At 70.2% G+C, this 20740-nt stretch carries 18 protein-coding genes; 11 read left to right on the forward strand and 7 right to left on the reverse strand.

What is annotated here, in order from left to right; all coding sequences use genetic code 11:
- The first annotated feature begins 149 nt into the window (after positions 1 to 149).
- The 6 genes from ING98_06055 to pdeM are packed head-to-tail and all read left to right on the forward strand — an operon-like array spanning position 150 to position 7354.
- Positions 150 to 563, forward strand: a complete 414-nt coding sequence (locus tag ING98_06055; GenBank protein MCA3101415.1) for a hypothetical protein — start codon at positions 150 to 152, stop codon at positions 561 to 563.
- Between the two features lie 53 nt (positions 564 to 616).
- On the forward strand, positions 617 to 1708 hold the full coding sequence (locus tag ING98_06060; protein MCA3101416.1) for a ligase-associated DNA damage response exonuclease: 1092 nt from the start codon (positions 617 to 619) through the stop codon (positions 1706 to 1708).
- Positions 1701 to 3308, forward strand: a complete 1608-nt coding sequence (locus tag ING98_06065) for an ATP-dependent DNA ligase (GenBank protein MCA3101417.1) — start codon at positions 1701 to 1703, stop codon at positions 3306 to 3308. Before ING98_06060 ends, ING98_06065 begins: the two co-directional genes overlap by 8 nt.
- A 7-nt stretch (positions 3309 to 3315) precedes the next feature.
- Positions 3316 to 4158, forward strand: coding sequence for a DUF429 domain-containing protein (locus tag ING98_06070; GenBank protein MCA3101418.1), 843 nt, complete (start codon positions 3316 to 3318; stop codon positions 4156 to 4158).
- Positions 4116 to 6698 (forward strand): ligase-associated DNA damage response DEXH box helicase, encoded by a 2583-nt coding sequence (locus tag ING98_06075; protein MCA3101419.1) that lies wholly within the window; start codon positions 4116 to 4118, stop codon positions 6696 to 6698. Before ING98_06070 ends, ING98_06075 begins: the two co-directional genes overlap by 43 nt.
- Positions 6695 to 7354, forward strand: coding sequence for a ligase-associated DNA damage response endonuclease PdeM (pdeM, locus tag ING98_06080; protein MCA3101420.1), 660 nt, complete (start codon positions 6695 to 6697; stop codon positions 7352 to 7354). The genes ING98_06075 and pdeM overlap by 4 nt, the downstream gene beginning before the upstream one ends.
- Here pdeM and ING98_06085 read toward each other — a convergent pair.
- The 4 genes from ING98_06085 to ING98_06100 are packed head-to-tail and all read right to left on the reverse strand — an operon-like array spanning position 7351 to position 11570.
- A complete protein-coding gene (locus ING98_06085) occupies positions 7351 to 7527 on the reverse strand; it encodes a DUF2256 domain-containing protein (GenBank protein ID MCA3101421.1) in 177 nt (58 codons plus the stop codon). The two genes, pdeM and ING98_06085, sit on opposite strands and share 4 nt — an antisense overlap.
- A gap of 10 nt (positions 7528 to 7537) precedes the next feature.
- Positions 7538 to 8287, reverse strand: coding sequence for an SDR family oxidoreductase (locus ING98_06090; GenBank protein MCA3101422.1), 750 nt, complete (start codon positions 8285 to 8287; stop codon positions 7538 to 7540).
- The gene (locus ING98_06095) at positions 8284 to 9900 is read right to left on the reverse strand and encodes a cryptochrome/photolyase family protein (protein ID MCA3101423.1); all 1617 of its coding nucleotides are present in this window, start codon (positions 9898 to 9900) and stop codon (positions 8284 to 8286) included. The genes ING98_06090 and ING98_06095 overlap by 4 nt, the downstream gene beginning before the upstream one ends.
- Positions 9900 to 11570: a deoxyribodipyrimidine photo-lyase/cryptochrome family protein gene (locus tag ING98_06100; GenBank protein MCA3101424.1), complete on the reverse strand. Its 1671-nt coding sequence runs from the start codon at positions 11568 to 11570 to the stop codon at positions 9900 to 9902. The genes ING98_06095 and ING98_06100 overlap by 1 nt, the downstream gene beginning before the upstream one ends.
- Positions 11571 to 11718: 148 nt before the next feature.
- On the opposite strand from ING98_06100, the gene ING98_06105 reads away from it, so the two are divergent.
- On the forward strand, positions 11719 to 12264 hold the full coding sequence (locus ING98_06105) for a cupin domain-containing protein (protein MCA3101425.1): 546 nt from the start codon (positions 11719 to 11721) through the stop codon (positions 12262 to 12264).
- A gap of 27 nt (positions 12265 to 12291) precedes the next feature.
- Here ING98_06105 and ppx read toward each other — a convergent pair whose 3' ends face one another.
- The 3 genes from ppx to rpiA all read right to left on the reverse strand — a co-directional run bounded on the left by ppx (position 12292) and on the right by rpiA (position 15311).
- Positions 12292 to 13806, reverse strand: a complete 1515-nt coding sequence (ppx, locus tag ING98_06110) for an exopolyphosphatase (protein ID MCA3101426.1) — start codon at positions 13804 to 13806, stop codon at positions 12292 to 12294.
- A 46-nt stretch (positions 13807 to 13852) separates the two neighbouring features.
- Complete coding sequence (gene phoU / locus ING98_06115; GenBank protein MCA3101427.1) at positions 13853 to 14554, reverse strand: phosphate signaling complex protein PhoU; 702 nt, start codon at positions 14552 to 14554, stop codon at positions 13853 to 13855.
- 94 nt (positions 14555 to 14648) lie between these two features.
- The gene (gene rpiA / locus ING98_06120; GenBank protein ID MCA3101428.1) at positions 14649 to 15311 is read right to left on the reverse strand and encodes a ribose-5-phosphate isomerase RpiA; all 663 of its coding nucleotides are present in this window, start codon (positions 15309 to 15311) and stop codon (positions 14649 to 14651) included.
- Between the two features lie 115 nt (positions 15312 to 15426).
- Between rpiA and ilvA the strand changes: the two genes are divergently transcribed.
- From ilvA to ING98_06140, 4 genes are all read left to right on the forward strand, one after another.
- Positions 15427 to 16941: a threonine ammonia-lyase, biosynthetic gene (gene ilvA, locus ING98_06125; protein MCA3101429.1), complete on the forward strand. Its 1515-nt coding sequence runs from the start codon at positions 15427 to 15429 to the stop codon at positions 16939 to 16941.
- A 117-nt stretch (positions 16942 to 17058) separates the two neighbouring features.
- On the forward strand, positions 17059 to 19035 hold the full coding sequence (locus ING98_06130; GenBank protein MCA3101430.1) for a transglycosylase SLT domain-containing protein: 1977 nt from the start codon (positions 17059 to 17061) through the stop codon (positions 19033 to 19035).
- Between the two features lie 38 nt (positions 19036 to 19073).
- The gene (locus ING98_06135) at positions 19074 to 20030 is read left to right on the forward strand and encodes a complex I NDUFA9 subunit family protein (protein ID MCA3101431.1); all 957 of its coding nucleotides are present in this window, start codon (positions 19074 to 19076) and stop codon (positions 20028 to 20030) included.
- A gap of 41 nt (positions 20031 to 20071) precedes the next feature.
- Positions 20072 to 20737 carry a glutathione S-transferase family protein gene (locus ING98_06140; GenBank protein ID MCA3101432.1) on the forward strand — a complete coding sequence of 222 codons (666 nt, stop codon included), beginning with the start codon at positions 20072 to 20074 and terminating at the stop codon, positions 20735 to 20737.
- Positions 20738 to 20740 lie beyond the last annotated feature (3 nt).

Here is a 20740-nt window from a genome sequence, read left to right on the forward strand (position 1 = left end):
GCGCGCGCAGCGTGCGGGAGTTCAGGCCGGCCGAGTATAGCGTCCCGTCATCGCGGTCCGGCCGGGCCATGGGCACTGCCCGGCAGCCGTCTGCGGGCCCGCGCGTCGGCTACCATGTATGTCCCGATTCCCGGACACCGCGCACGATCATGAACAGCCACCTGCCCTATCGCGCCACCACCGCGAACGGCGAAACGATCGATGTCACCTTCGACCTGCACGCCGAAACCTGCAGCGAGACGGATGTCGTCGCACTGCTCACCGTGCTGCTCGAAGCGATCGACGCGCGGGTCGCCAGCCGGGAGGGCGTCAGCAACGGCGATGTGCTGCAGGCACTGGCCATGGCCAGCGCGCTTCGGGTGGCGATGATCCCGGCACCGCGGACGGTCACCGAGCCGCTCGCGCGCGACCTTCTCGATACTGCACTGGCCTGCGCCAGCTTCGCGCAGCGCGTGCCGGCGGTGCAACCGGCAGCGTCGCCGCCGGCGGTGCAACCAGCCGCGTCGCCAGCAGCGTCGCCGGCGGGCAACCCCGCCGTGCCACCGGCTGCGCAGCAACCCTAGGGCCTGCGGCACCGGGCAATCCGGCGCAGCGCACGACAGCACTGGAAGGCGGGATGGCGGTCCTCGAACTGAGGCCGGCGGGTCTCTACTGCCCGGCCGGCGACTTCTACATCGACCCATGGCGGCCGGTGGATCGTGCGGTGCTCACCCACGCGCATGCCGACCATGCGCGGCGCGGCCATGCGCGCTACCTCGCGCAGCGCGATGCGCTGGGCGTGCTGCACGCGCGGCTCGGTCCGGTGTCCATCGATGCGGTCGATTACGGAGAGGCGAGGACGATTGGCGGTGCCCGGGTGTCGCTGCATCCTGCCGGGCATGTCCTGGGCTCGTCGCAGGTCCGGGTCGAGGTCGGTGGCGAGACCTGGGTCGTCACCGGCGACTACAAGCTCGATCCCGATCCCACCTGCGTCGCGTTCGAGCCGGTGCGCGCCGACGTTCTGATCACCGAATCGACGTTCGGTCTGCCGATCTACCGCTGGTCGCCGCCTGGCCGGTTGTTCGCCGAGATCGACGAATGGTGGCGCGGCAATGCGGCTCAGGGGCGGCCCAGCGTGGTCTATGCGTATGCCTTCGGCAAGGCGCAGCGCATCCTGGCCGGTGTCGACGCGTCGATCGGGCCGATCATCTGCCACGGCGCGGTCGAGGTGCTGAACCGCTGCTATCGCGAGGCGGGCGTCGCGCTGCCGGCGACGCTGGCGCCGACCGGATCCGCCCGGGCGGCCGACCGCGCGGCCTGCCCTGGCGCCCTGGTGCTGGCGCCGCCGTCCGCGCAGTCGACGCCGTGGCTGCGCCGTTTTCCCGATGCGAGCGACGCGTTCGCATCGGGATGGATGCAGCTGCGCGGCGCGCGGCGCCGGCGCTCGGTCGACCGTGGCTTCGTGATGTCGGACCATGCAGACTGGCCGGGATTGCTGCGCGCGATCGAGGCGAGCGGCGCAACCCGCGTCTATGCGACGCACGGCTATGCGGCCTCGCTGGCGCGCTACCTGACCGATCGCGGCCTGGATGCGCGTACCTTCGAGACGCGCGAGTTCGACGCGCAGTATTCGGGCGAGCAGGAAGAACCTGCGCTGCCTGGCGATGGTGGTGCGGTGGTCGACGCGGGCGGCGGCGACGCTGCTGCCGGAGGTCCGTTCGATGCGTGAATTCGCTGCCCTCTACCGCGCACTCGATTCGACCACCTCGACCCGCGCCAGGCGCATCGCCCTGGCCGCTTACTTCGGCAAGGCGCCGCCGGCCGATGCAGCCTGGGCGGTGTATTTCCTGTGCGGCGGAAAGCCCAGGCAGGCAGTGCCGGTGAAGCTGCTGCGTGCGATCGCCGCCGAGCGTGCGCAGATACCCGACTGGCTGTTCGAGGAGAGTTACCAGGCGGTCGGCGACCTCGCCGAGACCATCGCCTTGCTGCTGCCGCCAGCGATCGCCGCCGGCAGCACGGTGCCCTTGCACGAATGGGTCGAGCAGCGCCTGCTCCGGCTGCGCGGCACCCCGCCCGAGGCCCTTGCGCCGCTGCTCAACGGCTGGTGGGATGAACTCGATGCCCACGAGCGATTCGTCTGGAACAAGCTGATCACCGGCGGCTTCCGCGTCGGCGTCTCGCGCCAGCTCGTGGTGCAGGGGCTCGCCGAGGCGACCGGGTTGCCGACACAGGTGCTGGCCGAGCGGCTGACCGGCGACTGGAAGCCGGACGCGGCCGCCTGGCAGCGGCTGGTCGATCCTGTCGAGGACTCCGTGCCACCGGGCCGGCCGTATCCGTTCTTCCTCGCCCATCCGCTGGCCGGTTCGGTCGAGACGTTGGGCGAGCGCAGCCGCTGGGCGGCCGAGTGGAAGTGGGACGGCATCCGCGCGCAGCTCGTGCGCCGCAGCGGCGACACCTATGTCTGGTCGCGCGGCGAGGAACTGGTGACGCCGCGCTTCCCGGAAGTGGCGGCCGCCGCCGCGCGCCTGCCGGACGGCTGCGTGATCGATGGCGAACTGGTGGCATGGCGCGACGGGCGGGTCGCGCCATTCGCGCTGCTGCAGCAACGGATCGGGCGTACGAAGCTGACCGCAGCGGTACTCGGGCGCGCGCCGGTCGCCTTCATCGCATACGACCTCCTGGAGCACGGCGGGACGGACCTGCGCACCGAGCCGTTCGCCGGTCGCCGCGAGTGGCTCGAGCGCGTGGTCGCCGCGCTCGGGGATCCGGTGGTCTCGGTGTCGCCGCTGGTCGATGCCGTTTCGTGGCAGGACCTCGCGGCGATGCGGCTGGAAGCACGCGCGCGCAGCGTCGAAGGCCTGATGCTCAAGCGGGTCGATTCGGCCTACGGCATCGGACGCACCCGGTCCGGTCCGGCCGGCGATTGGTGGAAGTGGAAGATCGACCCGCTGTCCATCGATGCAGTGCTGGTCTACGCACAGCGCGGCCACGGCCGCCGTGCCAGCCTGTACACCGACTACACGTTCGCGCTCTGGAACGAGGGCGCGCTGGTGCCGTTTGCCAAGGCCTACTCCGGGCTGACCGACGCGGAGATCGCGAAGGTCGACGCCTACATCCGCCAGAACACGGTCGAGAAGTTCGGTCCGGTACGCAGCGTGACGCCGAAGCTCGTCTGCGAGATCGGCTTCGAAGGGATCGCGCAGAGCCCGCGGCACAAGTCGGGCATCGCGGTGCGCTTCCCGCGCATCCTGCGGCTGCGCGACGACAAGCGGGTCGAAGATGCCGATACGCTCGAACAACTGCGCACGCTCGCCGGTGCCCTGTCGTGAGGACGGGATGCTGACCGCATACCGGCTGCTCGGCGTCGATTTCACCAGCGCACCGCGCCGCGCCAAGCCGATCACGGTCGCCCGTGGCTGGCTGTCGGGCGACGGTACCGGGGTGCATGTCGATGCGCTCGATGCCCTCGCCACGTTCGAAGCCTTCGAGGCCCTGCTCGCCGAGCCGGGGCCGTGGATCGGCGGCTTCGACTTTCCCTTCGGCCTGCCACGCAGCGCAGTGTCCGACCTCGGCTGGCCGATGGAGTGGCGCAGCCTGGCACTCGCCTGCGCGGCGATGCCCAGGGCGGCATTCCGTGCCTGCCTCGACGCGCACCGGCAGGCGCGGGCCGTCGGCGACCGCTACGCGCATCGGGCGGTCGACCGGCCGGCGGCCTCGCACAGCCCTCTGAAGCTGGTCAATCCGCCGGTCGCGCTGATGTTCCTGGAGGGGGCAGCCCGGCTGGCACGCGCCGGCATCACGGTGGCCGGACACGTCGAGGGCGATCCGGCACGGGTCGCGGTCGAGGCCTATCCGGGATACCTCGTGCGCGCGATCACGCGTGCGTCGTACAAGAGCGACACGCGCGCGAAGCAGACCCCCGAACGGCACGCGGCGCGCGGCGCGATCCTCGAAGCGCTGTGCGCTGGCGACCATCCGCTGGGCATCCGCCTGTCGGCCGAAGCGCAGCTGCTCGAGCGTGCGCTCGCCGACGGCAGCGGCGACACCCTCGATGCCATCGTCTGCGCGCTGCAGGCGGGCTGGGCGCTGCAGCAGCGGCGCCATGGCGTACCGGCCACGGTCGATCCGATCGAGGGATGGATCGTCGGGGTGCCCGCGCTGCCGCCGGATGCCGCGTGATGGCCACCGGCGCGTCCGGGGTGCATGGCGAATCCGGTGCGGGCGAGGTGGCCGACGGCAGACACATGGGTGCAGTCGTCGGGCAGCGCGCGCTGCGCCTGCCCGCGGAGCTTGCCCGCTGGTTCGAGGGTCGTGGCTGGCGTCCGTTCCCGTTCCAGCGCGAGGTCTGGCAGGCGTATGCCCGTGGCGACAGCGGCCTGCTGCATGCGACCACCGGCGCCGGCAAGACCTATTCGGTCTGGTTCGCGGCGCTGATCGAGGCCCTGCGCGGCGGTGCCCGGCGTGCGAAGCCGCGACCGTACGCGGTGCTCTGGATCACGCCGATGCGCGCGCTCGCCGCCGACACCGCGCGTGCGCTCGCCGAGCCGCTGGCCGAACTGGGGCTGGACTGGACCGTTGGCCAGCGCACCGGCGATACCGGCAGCGCCGAACGCGCGCGCCAGCAGCGCCGGCCGCCGACCGCGCTGGTGACCACGCCGGAGAGCCTGTCGGTGATGCTCGCCCAGGCCGATGCCGCATCGCTGCTGGGCAACGTGAGGCTGGTGGTGGTCGACGAATGGCACGAACTGCTCGGCAGCAAGCGCGGCGTGCAGGCGCAGCTTGCGCTGGCGCGGATCGCGCGCTTCAGCCCCGGGGTACGTATCTGGGCGCTGTCGGCGACGATCGGCAACCTCGCGCAGGCGCGCGAGGCGCTGCTCGGCTCGATGGGCCTGGCGGGCGTGCTGGTGCAGGGCAAGGTGCCCAAGCGCGTGGTGGTCGACACCGTGATCCCGGACGCACCGGACCGCTTCCCGTGGGCCGGCCACCTCGGGATGCGCATGGTGGAGCCGGTCGCGCGCGAGATCGAGGCGGCCGCCACCACGCTGGTGTTCACCAACGTCCGATCGCATGCGGAGCAGTGGTACCAGGCGCTGCTCGAAGCGCGGCCGCAATGGGCGGGCCTGATCGCGCTCCACCACGGATCGCTCGACCGGCGCCTGCGCGACTGGGTCGAACTCGGGCTCAAGGAAGGCCGGCTGAAGGCGGTGGTGTGCACGTCCTCGCTCGACCTGGGCGTGGACTTCCTGCCGGTCGAGCGGGTGATCCAGGTGGGCAGCCCGAAGGGCATGGCCCGCCTGCTGCAGCGTGCCGGGCGCTCGGGCCATGCGCCCGGCCGGGTGTCGCGCATCTCGTGCGTGCCGACGCACAGCTTCGAACTGATCGAGGCCGCTGCTGCGCGCGTGGCCGCGGGCGATCGGCGGGTGGAGGCGCGCGTGCCGCCGCAGGCCCCGATCGACGTGCTGGTGCAGCACCTGGTCACGGTCGCGCTGGGCGGTGGCTTCGACGCCGACGCGCTGTATGACGAGGTACGCACGACCTGGGCATACCGCGACCTCGCGCGATCCGACTTCGACTGGGTGATCGACTTCGTCACCCGCGGCGGATCACTGCATGCATACCCCGAGTACCGCCGGGTCGAACGGACCGAGGACGGCCGCTACCGGGTGACCGACCGCGCGATCGCGCGCCGGCACCGGATGTCGATCGGTACCATCACCGCCGACAGCGCGATGGACGTGCGCTTCCTCGGCGGCGGCCGCATCGGCACCGTCGAGGAATCGTTCGTGAGCCGCCTCAAGCCGGGACAGGCCTTCCTGCTCGGGGGGCGGCTGCTGGCATTGGTGCGCATCCGCGAGATGACGGCCTATGTACAGAGGGCGAAGCCGGGTACGGCTGCGGTGCCGCGCTGGATGGGCGGGCGCAGCCCGCTGTCGACCGAACTCGCCCATGCGGTGGTCGAGATGATCGACCGCGCGGGACAGGGCGACCGCAGCCTGCCGGAACTGCGTGCGGTAGCGCGCCTGGTCGAACTGCAGCAGCGCTGGTCGGTGGTGCCGCGAGCCGACGAACTGCTGGTCGAGACCGTGCGCACGCGCGAGGGCCACCATCTGTTCTGCTTCCCGTTCGCGGGCCGGCTGGTGCATACCGGGCTCGCGTCGCTGTTCGGCTGGCGCGCGGCGCGCGGCGCGCCCAATACCTTCAGCGTCGCGGTCAGCGACTACGGCTTCGAGCTGCTGTCGCCGGTGCCGGTCGACTGGAAGGCTGCTTTCGCCGGTGGACTGCTCGACGGCGCCGGCCTGCAGTCGCACCTGCTCGAGAGCCTGAACGCGGGCGAACTCGCGCGCCGTCAGTTCCGCGAGATCGCGCGCGTCTCCGGGCTGGTGTTCACGGGCTTCCCCGGCCAGCCGAAGCGCGCGCGCGAGCTGCAGGCCAGCGCCGGGCTGTTGCACGATGTGTTCGAGCAGCACGATCCAGGCAACCTGCTGCTCGCGCAGGCCCGCGCCGAAGTGATGCGCGACGAACTCGACCTCGCCCGGCTCACCGACACGCTGGCCCGCATGCGTTCGATGGCGCTGCGGCTGGTCGAGGTCGAGCATCCGACCCCTTTTGCGTTCCCGCTGATGGCGGCACGCATCCGCGAGAAGGTGTCCACCGAAAAGGTCGGCGACCGTATCGCGCGCATGGTCGCGGAGCTGGAACGCGCGGCGGAGGCGGGATGACGGCGCTGGTCACGATCGCCGGCGAACGTCTGCAGCTGTTGCCGCAGCGCGCACTGCTGTGGCCGGCACGTGCGCTGCTGATGGTTGCGGATGCGCATTTCGGAAAGGCTGCACGCTTTCGCACGCTCGGCGTGCCGGTGCCCTCGGGCACCACGGCCGTCAACCTGCAGGTCCTCGACGACCTGGTCGCCCGGCACACGGTCGAGCGCATCGTGTTCCTCGGCGACCTGATGCATGGGCGCCTGCTGCCCGGGTCGGCGACCTTCCATGCGCTGATCGCCTGGCGTGAACGGCGTCCGGAGCTGTCGCTCGAACTGGTGCCGGGCAACCATGACCGTCACGCGGGCGAGCTGCCGCCGGCGCTCGGCGTCCAGGTGCACGAAGACCCGCACGACATCGGTCCGTTCGCGCTGCGCCACCACCCGGAGGCGCTGCCTGGCCGCTACGTGCTGGCCGGGCATGTGCATCCGGTGGTCACGCTGCATGGCAGCGGGCGCGACCGTGTGCGCGCGCCGTGCTTCACCTTCGGCGACACGGTCGGCGTGCTGCCGGCCTTCGGCGCATTCACCGGCGGCCATGTCGTGGAGCGCTCCGGGGCCGGGCGGATCTTCGTGGTCGCAGGCGAGCGGGTGCTCGCGTTGCCCGGAGCGCGCTAGAGCGCCCTTGTCGCCCGGCACGCGTCGGAGCAGTACTTCACCTCGGCCCAGTTGTTGCGCCAGCGCTTGCGCCAGGTCATCGGCCGGCCGCATGCGGCGCAAGGCTTCTGCGGCAGCGACTGCTTGTTGCCCTTGAACGCGCCAGCCTTCGCAGGGGTCTGCTTCGTTGCCATCGGCCGGTGCTCAGCCCCTGATCAGCGGCCGGATCGTGCTGAAGCCGCCGTCGACCGCGATCACCTGGCCGGTCACCCGCCGTGCCAGCGGCGACAGCAGCCAGCCGACCAGCGAGGCGACTTCGTCCGGGTGGCCGATGCCGCCGATCGGGTACTGCCGCGCGGCAGCCTGCCGGATGTTGTCGTTCGCCAGCAGCGGCGCTGCCATCGGCGTCTCCATCAGTCCCGGTGCGATGGCGTTGACGCGGATGTCGTTCGGCGCATAGGTTGCCGCGGCCGAGCGTACGAGCGACTCGATGGCACCCTTCGCGGCGGCGACCGCCTCGTGGTTGACCACGCCGATGCGCGCGACGATGGTGGAGAACAGCACGACCGACCCGCCGCCGCCCGCGGCGCCCGCGCCGCGGTGCGCCTCGACGAAGGCGCGCAGCGAGAAGAATGCGGTGTCGAGGTTGGCCGACAGCACCGAGCGATACTGCGCTTCACCGGTCCGGTGCATCGGCTGGATCAGCGTGCTGCCGGCTGCGTTCACCAGGGCGCCCGGCAGCCCGAAGCGTTCCGTGCAGGCCGCCAGCGCGCCGGTGGCACCGGCTTCGGTCGAGACATCGGCCTCGAGCACCGCGCCCGTCCAGCCGCTCGCCGCGAGCCTGTCCGGCGAGCGAGTCACCAGCACCGGTGTCCAGCCGGAAGGGTCGAGGGTTGCGGCGATCGCGCGGGCCAGGCCGCCGGAACCACCGGTGATCAGTACGGGTCTTGTCATCGCAGGAGGTCCTTCGGTGTGCTGTCGGGAGGAACGCCGTCGCCGGCGCGGATCGCGGTTGCACGCGCACCGATCGAGGCGCGTGCGTCATCGCCCAGCCGGGCGAGGTTCTTGAGCTGCAGCGCCATGCGGGTGTTCTTCGACAGGCGAGGCTGGTGGCGCAGCAGGAAGTCCCAGTAGAGCGTGGTGAACGGGCAGGCGTCTTCCCCGGTCGACTTGCCTGGGTCGAACCTGCAGCCCTTGCAGTAGTTGCTCATGCGCTCGATGTAGCGGCCGGTGGCCGCATACGGCTTCGAGGCCATCACGCCGCCGTCGCCGTAGAGCGCCATGCCCAGCGTGTTCGGCAGCTCGACCCATTCGATCGCATCGACATACACCGCGAGGTACCAGCGATGTACTGCCTTCGGATCGATGCCCAGCAGCAGCGCATACAGACCGGTGACCATCAGCCGCTGGATATGGTGCGCGTAGCCGAGTTCCAGCGTCTGTCCGATCGACTCGCGCAGGCAGGCCATCGGCGTGTCGCCGGTCCAGTAGAACGCGGGCAGCGGTTGCCGCGCATCGAGCGCGTTCAGGTCGAGGTAGCCGGGCATCGTGCGCCAGTAGATGCCGCGCACGTACTCGCGCCAGCCGAGCACCTGCCGGATGAAGCCCTCTGCCGCGGCGATCGGAACCTGGCCCGCGCGCCATGCGCGCTCGGCCGCGGCCACCACCTCGCGCGGATCGAGCAGCTTCAGGTTCATCGCGGCCGACAGGTGTGCGTGATAGAGCCACGGCTGCCCGGTCCACATCGCGTCCTGGTGGTCGCCGAACAGGGGCAGCCGCTGCCCGATGAACGCATCGAGCGCGGCCAGGGCATCGGCGCGGGTCACCGGCCAGGCGAACCGATCAAGCGAGCCGGGGTGCCCGGACAGCCGCTGGTCGATCAGGTCGATCACCTCGCGGGTGATCGCATCGGGCTGGAACAGCAGTGGCGCTGGCACGCCCTGCGGTCCGGAGGCCGGGAACGACTTCCGGTTCTCGGAATCGAAATTCCACTGTCCGCCGGCGGGTTCGTCGCCATCCATCAGCACCGAATGGCGCACCCGCATCTCGCGGTAGAAGAACTCCAGCCGCAACTGCTTGCGGCCCTTTGCATGGCGTTCGAAGTCTTCGCCGCTGCACAGGAAGTGCCGGTCTTCCAGCAGCGACGGCGCGGCCGGATGCGCGGCGAAGGTCTCGCGCAGCCGCCATTCGCCGGGCGTCACCATCACGATCGACCGTGGCTTCAGCGCGGCCTCGGCCTGCGCCAGTGCTGCGCCGAGCGAAGCCGCGCCCGACGGATCATCCAGCCGGCTGTACCAGGTGCGCAGCCCGTCGTCGGCGGCCTGCTGCGCGAAATGGCGCATGGCGGAGAGGAACATCGCCGTGCGCGGCCTAGAACTCCAGGTCTGCGTCGATTCGTCGAGCGCCTCGGCCATGAACAGCGCATCCTGCGCGGGGTCGAACCCGTCGAAGGCGGCCGAACGGCGGTCGAGCTGGTCGCCCAGCACGAACACCAGCCGCCGTATCGGTGGCGACGGCGCACGCCCGGGCAGGTCGGGCACGGTGAACGCCTGTCTCTGCGCAGCCATCAGGGCACCGGCCTTCCGGGGCTGGCCGGGTCTTCGATGGCGTCGTTCCAAAGGCTTGCCTGCCCCGCTGCGGCGGCTGCGGATGCGGCCGACCGGCGCGGCCGGGCGCGCGCAGTGCCCGCCGGTACGCGGGTGCGGCGGTCGGCGGGCGGCAGTCCGCTGCGCCGGCTGCCGTGCCGCTGCTGGATCGCGTCAGCCTCGACGCGCGCGTCCGGGTGCCGCCGGATGGCGGCGATGCGCTCGCGCGCCTGCCGGTAGGCGGTGGCATGGTCGACGATCGGGGCGGGATAGTCGGTGCCGATGATGCAGCCGGACTCGCGCTGCACCGCCAGCGGCATCGTGTGGGGTTCGGCGAGGTAGCGCGCCGGCACCCGCGCCAGCGCCGGCAGCGCCGCGCGCAGGAACACGCCCTGCGGGTCGTGGTCGATCACCTGTTTGGCTGGCGAATAGATGCGGATCGTGTTGATGCCGGTGGTGCCCGACTGCATCTGGAACTGGCTGTAGTGGATGCCTGGTTCGAAGTCGAGGAAGGCGCGCGCCAGGAACGGCGCGGTGTGGCCCCAGTGCAGCCACAGGTGGTAGGACGCGAACGAGACCAGCATCGCGCGCATCCGGAAGTTGATCCAGCCGCAGCGCGCGAGCGCCTGCATGCAGGCATCGACCATCGGATAGCCGGTCTCGCCGAGCTGCCATGCGAGCAGCCGCGCGGCCGCGTCGCTGTCCGGGACGATCGGCCCGCCGTCGCGCAGCGCATCGCAGGCGCGCGCGAAATTCTCGAACTCGATGCGCGGCTCGTCTTCGAGCTTCTGCATGAAGTGGCAGTGCCAGCGCAGCCGTCCCTGGAACGAATGCAGCGAGCCCGCCCAGCGCGAATCGATGGCTTCGCCGGCGGCGCGCCGGGTGCGGATGTCCAGGGCGCGTGCCGCTGCGGCCTGGGCGACCCGGCGCATCGAGATCGAGCCCCAGGCGAGATGCGGCGACAGGCGCGAGCAGCGCTCGAAGGCGTCGACCGGGCTCGACATGCCGCGCCGGTAGTCGACGCCGCGTACCGCGAGGAACTGTGCGAGCGTGGCCAGTGCGGCCGGTTCGCCGCCGCGCTGCGCGTCCGGGCGGGTCGAGCGGGCCAGCCCGAGCGCATCGTGGCCCATCCGGTGTCCGTGGTCCAGGCCTGCAGGGCCGGTCAGCCGCGCGGGCACGTCGGCGATCGGCTCGGCCATCCGCCGCGCCCAGCGGCCCGCCCAGCCGTCCCGGCTCTTCAGCCGGCGCACCACTCCGGTCTGCGGGATCTCCGTCCATGCAACGCCGTTCGACCTGCACCAGTGGCCGACCGCAATGTCACGGTCGAAGGTCAGGCGGTTGCCGGTCTCCTCGTGGCTCCACAGGGTGTCGAAGCCGGCTTCGCGGCGCAGGGCGTCGAGCACGCCCGCCACTTCGCCGGTGCGCAGGGTCAGCGCGATCCCGCGGCGGCGCAGCTCGCGATCGAGCGCCTCCAGGCATTCGTCGATGAACCTGAACTGCGCAGGGTCGAACTCGCGCGAGTGCAACAGCGATGGTTCGTAGACGTAGAGGGCGATGACCGGCCCGCGCGCTGCAGCCGAGGCGAGCGGGCGGTGGTCGTCGATGCGCAGGTCGCGCTTGAACCAGACAACGGAAAGGGCCACGGGCCGCACGGATCGGGACGAAGGGCGCAGAGTCTATGCGCAGCGGTGCCGGACGGTACCGCTGCGCCGCTTGTCCGGGCGGCGGGCGGCTGCGTACGCCGGCCGCCGACTCGCGCTACCCTCCGGTTCCGTTCAATCCCTGTCGAGGAGTCCTGCCGTGCACAAACCCATCCGCCGCATCGTCACCGGACATGACGCCAAGGGCGTCGCCGTCGTTGTCGAGGACCGCGACGCCCCGAACGTGCGCACCGTCGAGCTGCGCGGCGGCCTGACCATGAGCGAGCTCTGGGTCAGCGACCGCTCGCCGATGGCGATCGACGCGCCCGATGCGACGGCCTCGGTGAAGACCCTGCAGCCACCGGCCGGCGGCAACGTGTTCCGCGTGGTGCGCTTCCCGCCGGAGAAGACCTTCATCCACAACCTGACCGGCGAAAAGGCGCGTGCCGCATTCGGTGCGGTGGGCTCGGCCGAGGCCTCGCAGCACAGCGAGAACGTGCGTCACCCGCTGATGCACAAGACGAAGACCGTAGATTACGGCCTCGTTCTTGAGGGCGAGATCTGGCTGGTGCTCGACGATTCCGAAGTGCTGTGCCGGCAGGGCGACGTGATCATCCAGCGCGGCACCAACCACGCGTGGAGCAACCGCTCGGACAACGACTGCGCGGTCGCGTTCATCCTGATCGACGGCGAACACGACAAGTAGCCTCGACCGCCGCTGCGCGCCGCCCGGTCAGGCGACTTCGAGCAGTTCCTGCATCGGGCGCACGTCGAGCGTGATGCCCGCCTTGCGCCACTGCGCGATCTCGTCGCGCAGCAGGGCGGCGGTCAGCGGGTTGGCCACCAGCCAGTTCGGCTCGAGCTTGAGCCGGTACTCGCCGCGCTGCATGCGCGCCTCGATCACCGGCAGCACGAGGTCGGTGCGCGAGCGGTGGAACATCGCCGCCAGGCGCAGCGCCATCGTCGCCGCGATGTCCGCCGGGGTTTCGAGCATGCCCTGCATCTTGTCGAGCGAACCGCGGTGCGCCAGCGCCAGGGTCGCCAGCCGTGCCTGCTCGCTGCGCGAGAAGCCGGGCATGTCCGCGTTGCGGATGATGTAGGCGGTGTGCTTGTGGTAGCCGGAATGGGCGACCGTGATGCCGATCTCGTGCAGCCGCGCCGCCCAGTCGAGCAGGTGCCCGGCCGTGGCAGCGCCGGCCGGTTCCCCGTCGAGGAGATCGTGCAGCAGCGCCTGCGCAAGCGTGCCGACGCGGCGGGCCTGCGCTGCATCGACGTGGTAGCGCTGCATGAACTGCTCGACGGTCAGGTCGCGCATGTCGTGATGGTGGAAGCGGCCCAGCATATCGTAGAGGATGCCCTGGCGCATGGCGCCGGTGGCCAGCCCCATGTGCGGCACTTCCAGGGCCTCGAACACGGCGAGCATGATCGACAGACCGCCGGGCAGCACCGGCACCCGGTCGGCGCGCAGGCCGGCCAGCGCCAGCGCGTCCAGCCGGTCGAGCGCGCCGATGCGGATCATCTGCGCTTTCAGGCGCTGCAGGCCATCGAGCGTGATGCCGTTGTCGGTGTAGCCGTTGAACTCGAGCAGGTCGCCCAGCGCGCGGGCCGTGCCGGAGGAGCCTATCGCATGCATCCACTCGCCGTGGCGGAATGCCTTGCGTATGGTCTCGAGCTCGGTGCCGGCGGCGGTTTCGGCGGCACGGAAGTTCGACTTGCTCAGCCGGCCGTCTGCGAAGTGCCGCATCGAGAAGCTCACGCAGCCCATGTACAGGCTCTCCAGCTTCCGCGGTTCCAGTCCGACCCCGATGATGCATTCCGTGGAGCCGCCGCCGATGTCCACCACCAGTCGGGGAGCCGGCGACGGCGGCAGGCCGTGCGCGACACCGAGGTAGATCAGCCGCGCTTCCTCGCGTCCGGCCACCACCTCGATCGGGAAGCCCAGCGCCGCTTCGGCCCTGGCCAGGAACTCTTTCGCGTTCTTCGCGACCCGCAGCGTGTTGGTGCCGACCGCGCGCACCGCATCGATCGGCATCCCGCGCAGGCGTTCGCCGAACTGACGCAGTGCGTTCAGGCCGCGCTGCTGGGCGGCTTCGTCCAGGCGTTTGTCGGCGCCCAGCCCGGCGCCGATGCGTACCGGCTCGCGCAGCGAATCAAGCGGGTAGACCTGCTCTCCGACGACCCGGGCAACCTGCAGGTGGAAGCTGTTCGAACCAAGATCGACAGCCGCCAGGGTGGACAGCTGCGTCATCGCGCCGGCCGCCCTCCGGCCAGCCCCACCGTGCGCCGGCGGGCGGTCATTGCTCCACTTCGCGTTCGAGCTGCTCGGCGCTCACGTGCCGCACGTCCTTGCCCTTGATCAGGTAGACCACGTACTCGGACATGTTTTTCGCATGGTCGCCGATGCGTTCGATCGCCTTCGCCACCCAGAGGATCTCGAGCGATGACGAGATGGTGCGCGGATCCTCCATCATGAAGGTGATCAGCTTGCGCACGATCGTCTTGAACTCGTCGTCGACCTGCTCGTCGAGCCGTACGACCTTGGCCGGTACCGCGATGTCGAGCCGCGCGAACGCATCGAGCGACTGGCGAAGCATGTCGACCGCGATCTCGGACACGTGCTTGATGTCGCGGTAGCGCGGGATCTGCAGCGCGTCGCGCTCGTGCAGGTTCTTCGCCATGCGGGCGATCTTCGACGCCTCGTCGCCGATGCGCTCGAGGTCGGTGATGGTCTTGATGACCGTCAGGATCATGCGCAGGTCGATTGCCGTCGGCTGGCGGCGCGCGATGATGTGGCTGCACTGTTCGTCGATCTCGATCTCGAGCCCGTTGACCCGGTGGTCGGCTTCGATGATGCGGTCGCACTGCTCGATGTTGCCGGTGGACAGGACCTCGATCGCGCTGGTGATCTGCTGCTCGACGATGCCACCCATCTGCAGCACGCGGGCGCGCACGGCCTCGAGTTCCGCATCGAACTGCTTCGCGATGTGCTGGTTCATGTCGGTGTCCCGGTGTCGAGTGATGGATGACCGTGCAGGGTATCTCCCGAATGTGACACGCGCGTGGCGGCCGTGTCTGCGCAGGATGGCACGTTCAACCAGCCAGCGTGCGTACGCCGCCGGCGGAGGCCACCAGCGCGATGTCGGCCGGACGGCGCGCGAACAGGCCGTTGCAGACCACGCCGGCGATCTGGTTCAGTTCCGACTCGAGCGCAACCGGGTCATGCATCTTCAGGCCATGCACGTCGAGGATCAGGTTGCCGTTGTCGGTGACGAAGCCGGCGCGCAGGGATGGCTGGCCGCCCATGCGCGCGACCTGCCGCCCGACATGGCTGCGGGCGATCGGCAACACCTCGATCGGCAGCGGGAAACGGCCGAGCGTACCGACCAGTTTCTTCTCGTCGACGATGCAGACGAAGCGCGTGGCGACGGCCGCCACGATCTTCTCGCGGGTGAGTGCGCCGCCACCGCCCTTGATCATGCGCATCCGGGCGTCTATCTCGTCGGCGCCGTCGACGTACACCGCGACCTCGTCGACGCTGTTGAGGTCGATCACCCGGATCCCCGCGGCCTTCAGCTTCGCGCTGCTGCCTTCGGAGCTGGACACGGCGCCTTCGATCCGGCCTTTCATTGCCGCAAGCTCGGCGATGAAGAAATCGACGGTCGAGCCGGTGCCCACGCCGATGACGGCGTTTTCCGGTACGTGCGCGATCGCAGCTTTCGCGGCGCTGCGCTTGAGTTCGTCCTGCGTAGCCATGAGATGATTATTGCAGGATCAGGCACCGGATGCACCCGGATCGGCGCCGTGCCGGCCGGCACACCGCCGCCGCACCCCGTTGCGTCTTCGTCACCCACCTTCAGCGCTGGAAGCCATGCCCACGGAATACCTCGAACGCATCCTCAAGGCCCGCGTCTACGACGTCGCGATCGAGACGCCGCTCGACCTCGCCCCCTCGCTGTCGGCACGGGTCGGGAACTCGGTGCTGCTCAAGCGGGAGGACATGCAGCCGGTGTTCTCGTTCAAGCTGCGCGGCGCCTACAACAAGATGGTGAACCTGTCGCCCGCCGCTCTGCGGCGCGGCGTGATCGCGGCCTCTGCCGGCAACCATGCGCAGGGTGTCGCGCTGTCCGCGCAGAAGCTCGGCTGCAAGGCAATGATCGTGATGCCGGTCACCACGCCGCACATCAAGGTGCAGGCGGTGGCGGCGCGGGGCGCCGAGGTGGTGCTGGCCGGGGATACCTACGACGAAGCCTATGCGCATGCGCTGGTGCTGATGAAGCGCCACCGGCTGACCTTCGTGCATCCCTACGACGATCCGGACGTGATCGCCGGACAGGGTACGATCGGCATGGAGATCCTGCGCGACCATCCGGGGCCGATCGATGCGATCTTCGTCGCGATCGGCGGTGGCGGCCTGATTTCCGGCATCGGCGCCTACGTGAAGCGGCTGCGGCCGGACATTCGCCTGATCGGCGTCGAGCCGGTCGATTCCGATGCGATGTACCAGTCGCTGCAGGCCGGGCGCCGGGTACGCCTGGAGCAGGTCGGCCTGTTCGCCGATGGCGTCGCGGTGAAGCAGGTCGGGGAGGAAACGTTCCGCCTGTGTCAGGTGCTGGTCGACGAGATCATCCGGGTCGACACCGACGAGATCTGCGCCGCGATCAAGGACGTGTTCGAGGATACCCGCTCGATCCTCGAGCCGGCCGGTGCGCTGGCCATCGCCGGCCTGAAGGCGTGGACCAAGCGCGAGAAGGTGCGCGGCAAGACGCTGGTGGCGATCGCGTGCGGCGCGAACATGAACTTCGACCGCCTGCGTTTCGTCGCCGAACGGGCCGAGATCGGCGAGTCGCGCGAGGCCATCCTCGCGGTGACCATCCCGGAGCGGCCGGGCAGCTTCAAGGCGTTCTGCGCGCTGCTCGGCCCGCGCAATGTCACCGAGTTCAACTACCGCTATGCGGACGCGGCGCAGGCGCAGGTGTTCGTCGGCATCGAGGTGAAGAGCCGGCGCGAGACCGCCGATCTGGTGAAGGTTCTGAAGAAGGCCGGTCTGGCGGCACAGGACCTGACCGACAACGAGATGGCCAAGCTGCATGTGCGCCACCTGGTCGGCGGGCGGGCGCCCTCGGTGGACGACGAGATCGTCTACCGTTTCGAGTTCCCGGAGCGTCCCGGCGCGCTGATGCGTTTCCTCGAGGCGATGAGCGGCGGCTGGAATATCAGTCTGTTCCACTACCGCAACCACGGGGCCGACTACGGGCGCGTGCTGGTCGGCATGCAGGTGCCGCCCGGGGATGCGGCGCGGTTCCGCCGGTTCCTGGCGGAACTCGGCTATCGCTACCAGGATGAGTCGGCAAACCCGGCCTACCGGTTGTTCCTCGGCCGTTGACCGCTGGCGCCCGGGTACAATCGGGCGGTGAAGCGTTTTTCCACACTGACCTGCTGGCATGAGCCGGGCGCAGACGGTTGCTTCCGCACGGAAGGTGCCGGGAGTGCCGCCGCCGTCATGGGCCGGGCAGGCGTCTCTTTATCGGGATTGCGGGCCGGGCTGGCGATCGCGCTGGTCATCGGACTGGCTGTCGGGCTCGCACCGGTGCTGGTGCCCGCCGCGGCGGCGCAGCCCCAGGTATCGGCGCAGGTGCTGCAGCAGGACGATGAGTTCCGCGCGGCCCGGGAAGCGTTCCGGCTCGGGCAGGCGGCGCGGCTCGATCAGGTGGCGCCCCGTTTGCGTGGTCACCCGCTCGAGCCCTGGGTCATGTACTGGCAGTTGCGGCTGCGGCTGGAGACCGCCGAGACCGCCGAGGTGCAGGCCGCACTGGCACGGCTGGCCGACACCCGGGCGGGCGACCAGTTGCGGGCCGACTGGCTCAAGGTGCTCGGTCGTCGCGGCCAATGGGACCTGTTCGCGGCTGAACACCCACGGCTTGTGAACAGCGATACCGAGGTCGACTGCCATGCGTTGACCCGGCGGCGTGTCGCCGGCGACGCCTCGGCGCTCGCCGAGGCGCGGCCGCTCTGGTTCACCGGGCGCGACCTGCCGGAGAGCTGTACGCCGCTGTTCCAGGACCTGATCGCCTCCGGAGCGCTGCGCGCCGATGACATCTGGGCGCGTATCCGGCTCGCGTTCGAGGCCGGGCAGGCGGGCACCGTGCGTCGCGTGGCCGCATTTCTGCCCGCCGGGCAGCAGCCCGACGGCAAGGCGGTCGATTTCGCGCTGAACAATCCGCAGGCGGTACTCGACCGCAGGAACGAGCTGCGCACCCGCGCGCAGCGCGAGGTCGTGATGTTCGCGGCGCATCGGCTGGCGCGCACGTCGCCGCCGAACGCAGCCGAGGCGTGGGGGCGCATCGACCAGCTGTTCAGCGAGGCCGAGCGCGGATACACCTGGGGCGCGATCGCCTGGCTGGGCGCGCGCCGGTTCGATCCCGAGGCGCTGCGCTGGTTCCGCATGGCCGGCGGCGTGCAGCTCAACGACGAGATGCTCGGCTGGCGGGTACGCGCCGCGCTGCGCGCCGAGGCATGGCCGGAGGTACTTGCCGCAATCGGTCAGATGACACCGCGCGAGCAGCAGGAGGCCGCCTGGCGCTACTGGCGCGCACGCGCGCTGCGCGAACTCAATCGCAACGATGAGGCGGTGCCGATCCTCGCTGCACTGTCGCGCGAGTTCAGTTTCTATGGCCAGCTCGCGCTGGACGATCTCGGTCCGGTGGCCGGGCCACCCGCGCCGCCGCCCTTCAAGCCGTCGCGCGAAGAGATGGAAGCGTTCGGCAAGCATCCGGCGGTGCAGCGGGCGCTGGCGTTCTACCGGCTGGAGATGCGTGTCGACGGCAACCGCGAATGGTTCTGGGCGATCCGCAACATGACCGACGAGCAATTGCTGTCGGCGGCCGAGTGGTCGCGGCGCAACCGGCTCTGGGACCGTGCGATCGCGACCGCCGAGCGCACCCGCGAACGCCATGACTTCTCCCTGCGCTTCCTGGCGCCGTTCCGGGAGGAAGTGCAGGTGCACGTGAAGAGCCACCAGCTCGACGAGGCCTTCGTGCTCGGGCTGATCCGCCAGGAGAGCCGTTTCCTGCCGGATGTGCGGTCGCATGCCGGCGCCTCCGGCCTGATGCAGCTGATGCCGGCCACGGCTGCCTGGGTGGCCAAGCGCACCGGCATGCTGGATTTCCGGCCGTCGCTGGTGAACGACGTACAGGTCAACCTCGGTCTGGGCACTGCCTATCTGCGTACCGTGCTCAACGACCTCGACGACCATCCGGTTCTGGCGTCGGCGGCATACAATGCGGGTCCCGGGCGCGCGCGCGCGTGGCGCACGGTGCAGCCCCTGGATGCGGCAATCTACGCCGAGAGCATCCCGTTCGGCGAAACGCGCGACTATGTGAAGCGCGTGATGTCCAACGCTACCTACTACGCCCAGCAGTTCGGGCATCAGGTGACATCGTTGCGGGCCCGTATCGGCACCATTCCCGCGCGCAACTGAGCGACCGAGCTGTGCACGCAACCGAGCTGGAAATCGAGATGAGCAGAGTGAACAGAGTTTGCCTGGTCGGCGGCAGCGGATTCGTCGGGCGGCATGTCGCCGAGCGGCTGGCGGCGCGCGGTGTGCGGGTGATCATCCCGACGCGCAACCGGGAACGCGCAAAGGCCGACCTGATCGTGCTGCCCAGTGTCGAACTGGTGAGTGCCGACGTGAACGACGCAGAGCAACTGTCCGGACTGGTGGCCGGCTGCGACGCGGTGGTCAACCTGGTCGGCATCCTGCACGAGGGCCGATCCGGCGACTTCCGTCGCGCGCATGTCCTGCTCACCGAGCATTGCATCGCCGCCTGCGTGCGCCATGGGGTGCACCGCTATCTGCACATGAGCGCGCTGGGTGCCGGGCCGTCCGCGCCGAGCGAGTATCAGCGCACGAAGGGCGAAGCCGAACAACGGGTCATGGCAGCGCAGGCGGCGGGGCTCGCGACCACGATCTTCAGGCCCTCGGTGATCTTCGGCGACGGCGACAGTTTTCTCACGCTGTTCGCGCGGCTGCTGGCGCTCGCGCCGTTCGTCCCGCTCGGTTCGCCCGATGCCCGCTTCCAGCCGGTCTGGGTCGAGGACGTCGCGCATGCGTTCGTCGCGGCGCTCGACCTGCCGCAGACGGCAGGCCAGTGCTACGACCTGGTCGGGCCGGACGTCTTCACGCTGCGCGAGCTGGTGCAACGGGTCGGCAAGGTCACCGGCCACGAGCGGCCGGTGGTCGGGTTGCCGGATGGGCTGTCGCGGTTGCAGGCACGCGTGTTCGGCATGCTGCCGGTGAAACTGATCACCTACGACAACTACCTGTCGATGACGGTCGACAACGTGTCGTCGATGCCCTTCCCGAGGGTGTTCGACCGCACGCCGTCCGCGCTCGAGCCGATCGTGCGCCAGTACCTGGGCAACGCCACGCCGCGTGGCCGCTACCAGGCATTCCGCTACCGCGCGGGCCGCTGAGGCGAGGCACGATGCACGGTCGGTCGCCCGGACCCGAAGGCATGCCCGGCACCGGCGCAGGGCTGCTCCTGGTGATCGGAAACCGCAACTATTCGTCCTGGTCGCTCAGGCCCTGGCTCGCGCTGGCGATGACCGGCGCGGCGTTCGATACGATACGCATCCCCCTGTACCAGGCGGACAGCCAGGCTCGTATCCGCCAGTACTCGGCGGCCGGCAAGGTGCCGGTGCTGGTCGACTGTGGATGCACCGTCTGGGACTCGCTGGCGATCTGCGAATATCTGGCCGAGCGCTTCCCTTCGGCCAGGCTGTGGCCGGCCGACCCGGCCGCACGCGCCCAGGCACGCTCGGTCGCGTGCGAGATGCATTCCGGCTTCGCTGCGCTGCGCCGCGAGCTGCCGATGAACATCCGCTACGACCGCGCCGGCCATGCCTGGTCGCCGGAGGCGCAGGCGGACATCGACCGGGTGCTGGCCCTGTGGTCCGGCCTGCGTGTGCGTCACGACGCTGGCGGGCCGTTCCTGTTCGGCCGTTTCTCGATCGCCGATGCCATGTATGCCCCGGTCGTGCTGCGCCTGCGCAGCTACGGGGTGGCTGTCCCCGAGGCGTGCGCCGCTTACATGCGCTCGGTGCTGGACCTGCCGCCGATGCAGGAATGGATCGCGGCAGCCATGTCCGAGCCCGAGCGGATCGAGCCGTTCGAGCGGTGAGCC

This window comes from Rhodocyclaceae bacterium, assembly GCA_020248265.1.
In the GTDB taxonomy this organism is placed as follows: Bacteria; Pseudomonadota; Gammaproteobacteria; order Burkholderiales; family CAIKXV01; genus CAIKXV01.

Coding starts and splice junctions, on each gene's coding strand:
- ING98_06090 (MCA3101422.1), bottom strand. CDS start 8,287: ATGACAAGACCCGTACTGATCACCGGTGGTTCCGGCGGCCTGGCCCGC.
- rpiA (MCA3101428.1), bottom strand. CDS start 15,311: ATGGCTACGCAGGACGAACTCAAGCGCAGCGCCGCGAAAGCTGCGATC.
- phoU (MCA3101427.1), bottom strand. CDS start 14,554: ATGAACCAGCACATCGCGAAGCAGTTCGATGCGGAACTCGAGGCCGTG.
- ING98_06070 (MCA3101418.1), top strand. CDS start 3,316: ATGCTGACCGCATACCGGCTGCTCGGCGTCGATTTCACCAGCGCACCG.
- ING98_06130 (MCA3101430.1), top strand. CDS start 17,059: ATGGGCCGGGCAGGCGTCTCTTTATCGGGATTGCGGGCCGGGCTGGCG.
- ilvA (MCA3101429.1), top strand. CDS start 15,427: ATGCCCACGGAATACCTCGAACGCATCCTCAAGGCCCGCGTCTACGAC.
- ING98_06135 (MCA3101431.1), top strand. CDS start 19,074: ATGAGCAGAGTGAACAGAGTTTGCCTGGTCGGCGGCAGCGGATTCGTC.
- ING98_06095 (MCA3101423.1), bottom strand. CDS start 9,900: ATGGCTGCGCAGAGACAGGCGTTCACCGTGCCCGACCTGCCCGGGCGT.
- ING98_06065 (MCA3101417.1), top strand. CDS start 1,701: ATGCGTGAATTCGCTGCCCTCTACCGCGCACTCGATTCGACCACCTCG.
- ING98_06075 (MCA3101419.1), top strand. CDS start 4,116: ATGGATCGTCGGGGTGCCCGCGCTGCCGCCGGATGCCGCGTGATGGCC.
- ING98_06140 (MCA3101432.1), top strand. CDS start 20,072: ATGCCCGGCACCGGCGCAGGGCTGCTCCTGGTGATCGGAAACCGCAAC.
- ING98_06085 (MCA3101421.1), bottom strand. CDS start 7,527: ATGGCAACGAAGCAGACCCCTGCGAAGGCTGGCGCGTTCAAGGGCAAC.
- ING98_06060 (MCA3101416.1), top strand. CDS start 617: ATGGCGGTCCTCGAACTGAGGCCGGCGGGTCTCTACTGCCCGGCCGGC.
- ppx (MCA3101426.1), bottom strand. CDS start 13,806: ATGACGCAGCTGTCCACCCTGGCGGCTGTCGATCTTGGTTCGAACAGC.
- ING98_06055 (MCA3101415.1), top strand. CDS start 150: ATGAACAGCCACCTGCCCTATCGCGCCACCACCGCGAACGGCGAAACG.
- pdeM (MCA3101420.1), top strand. CDS start 6,695: ATGACGGCGCTGGTCACGATCGCCGGCGAACGTCTGCAGCTGTTGCCG.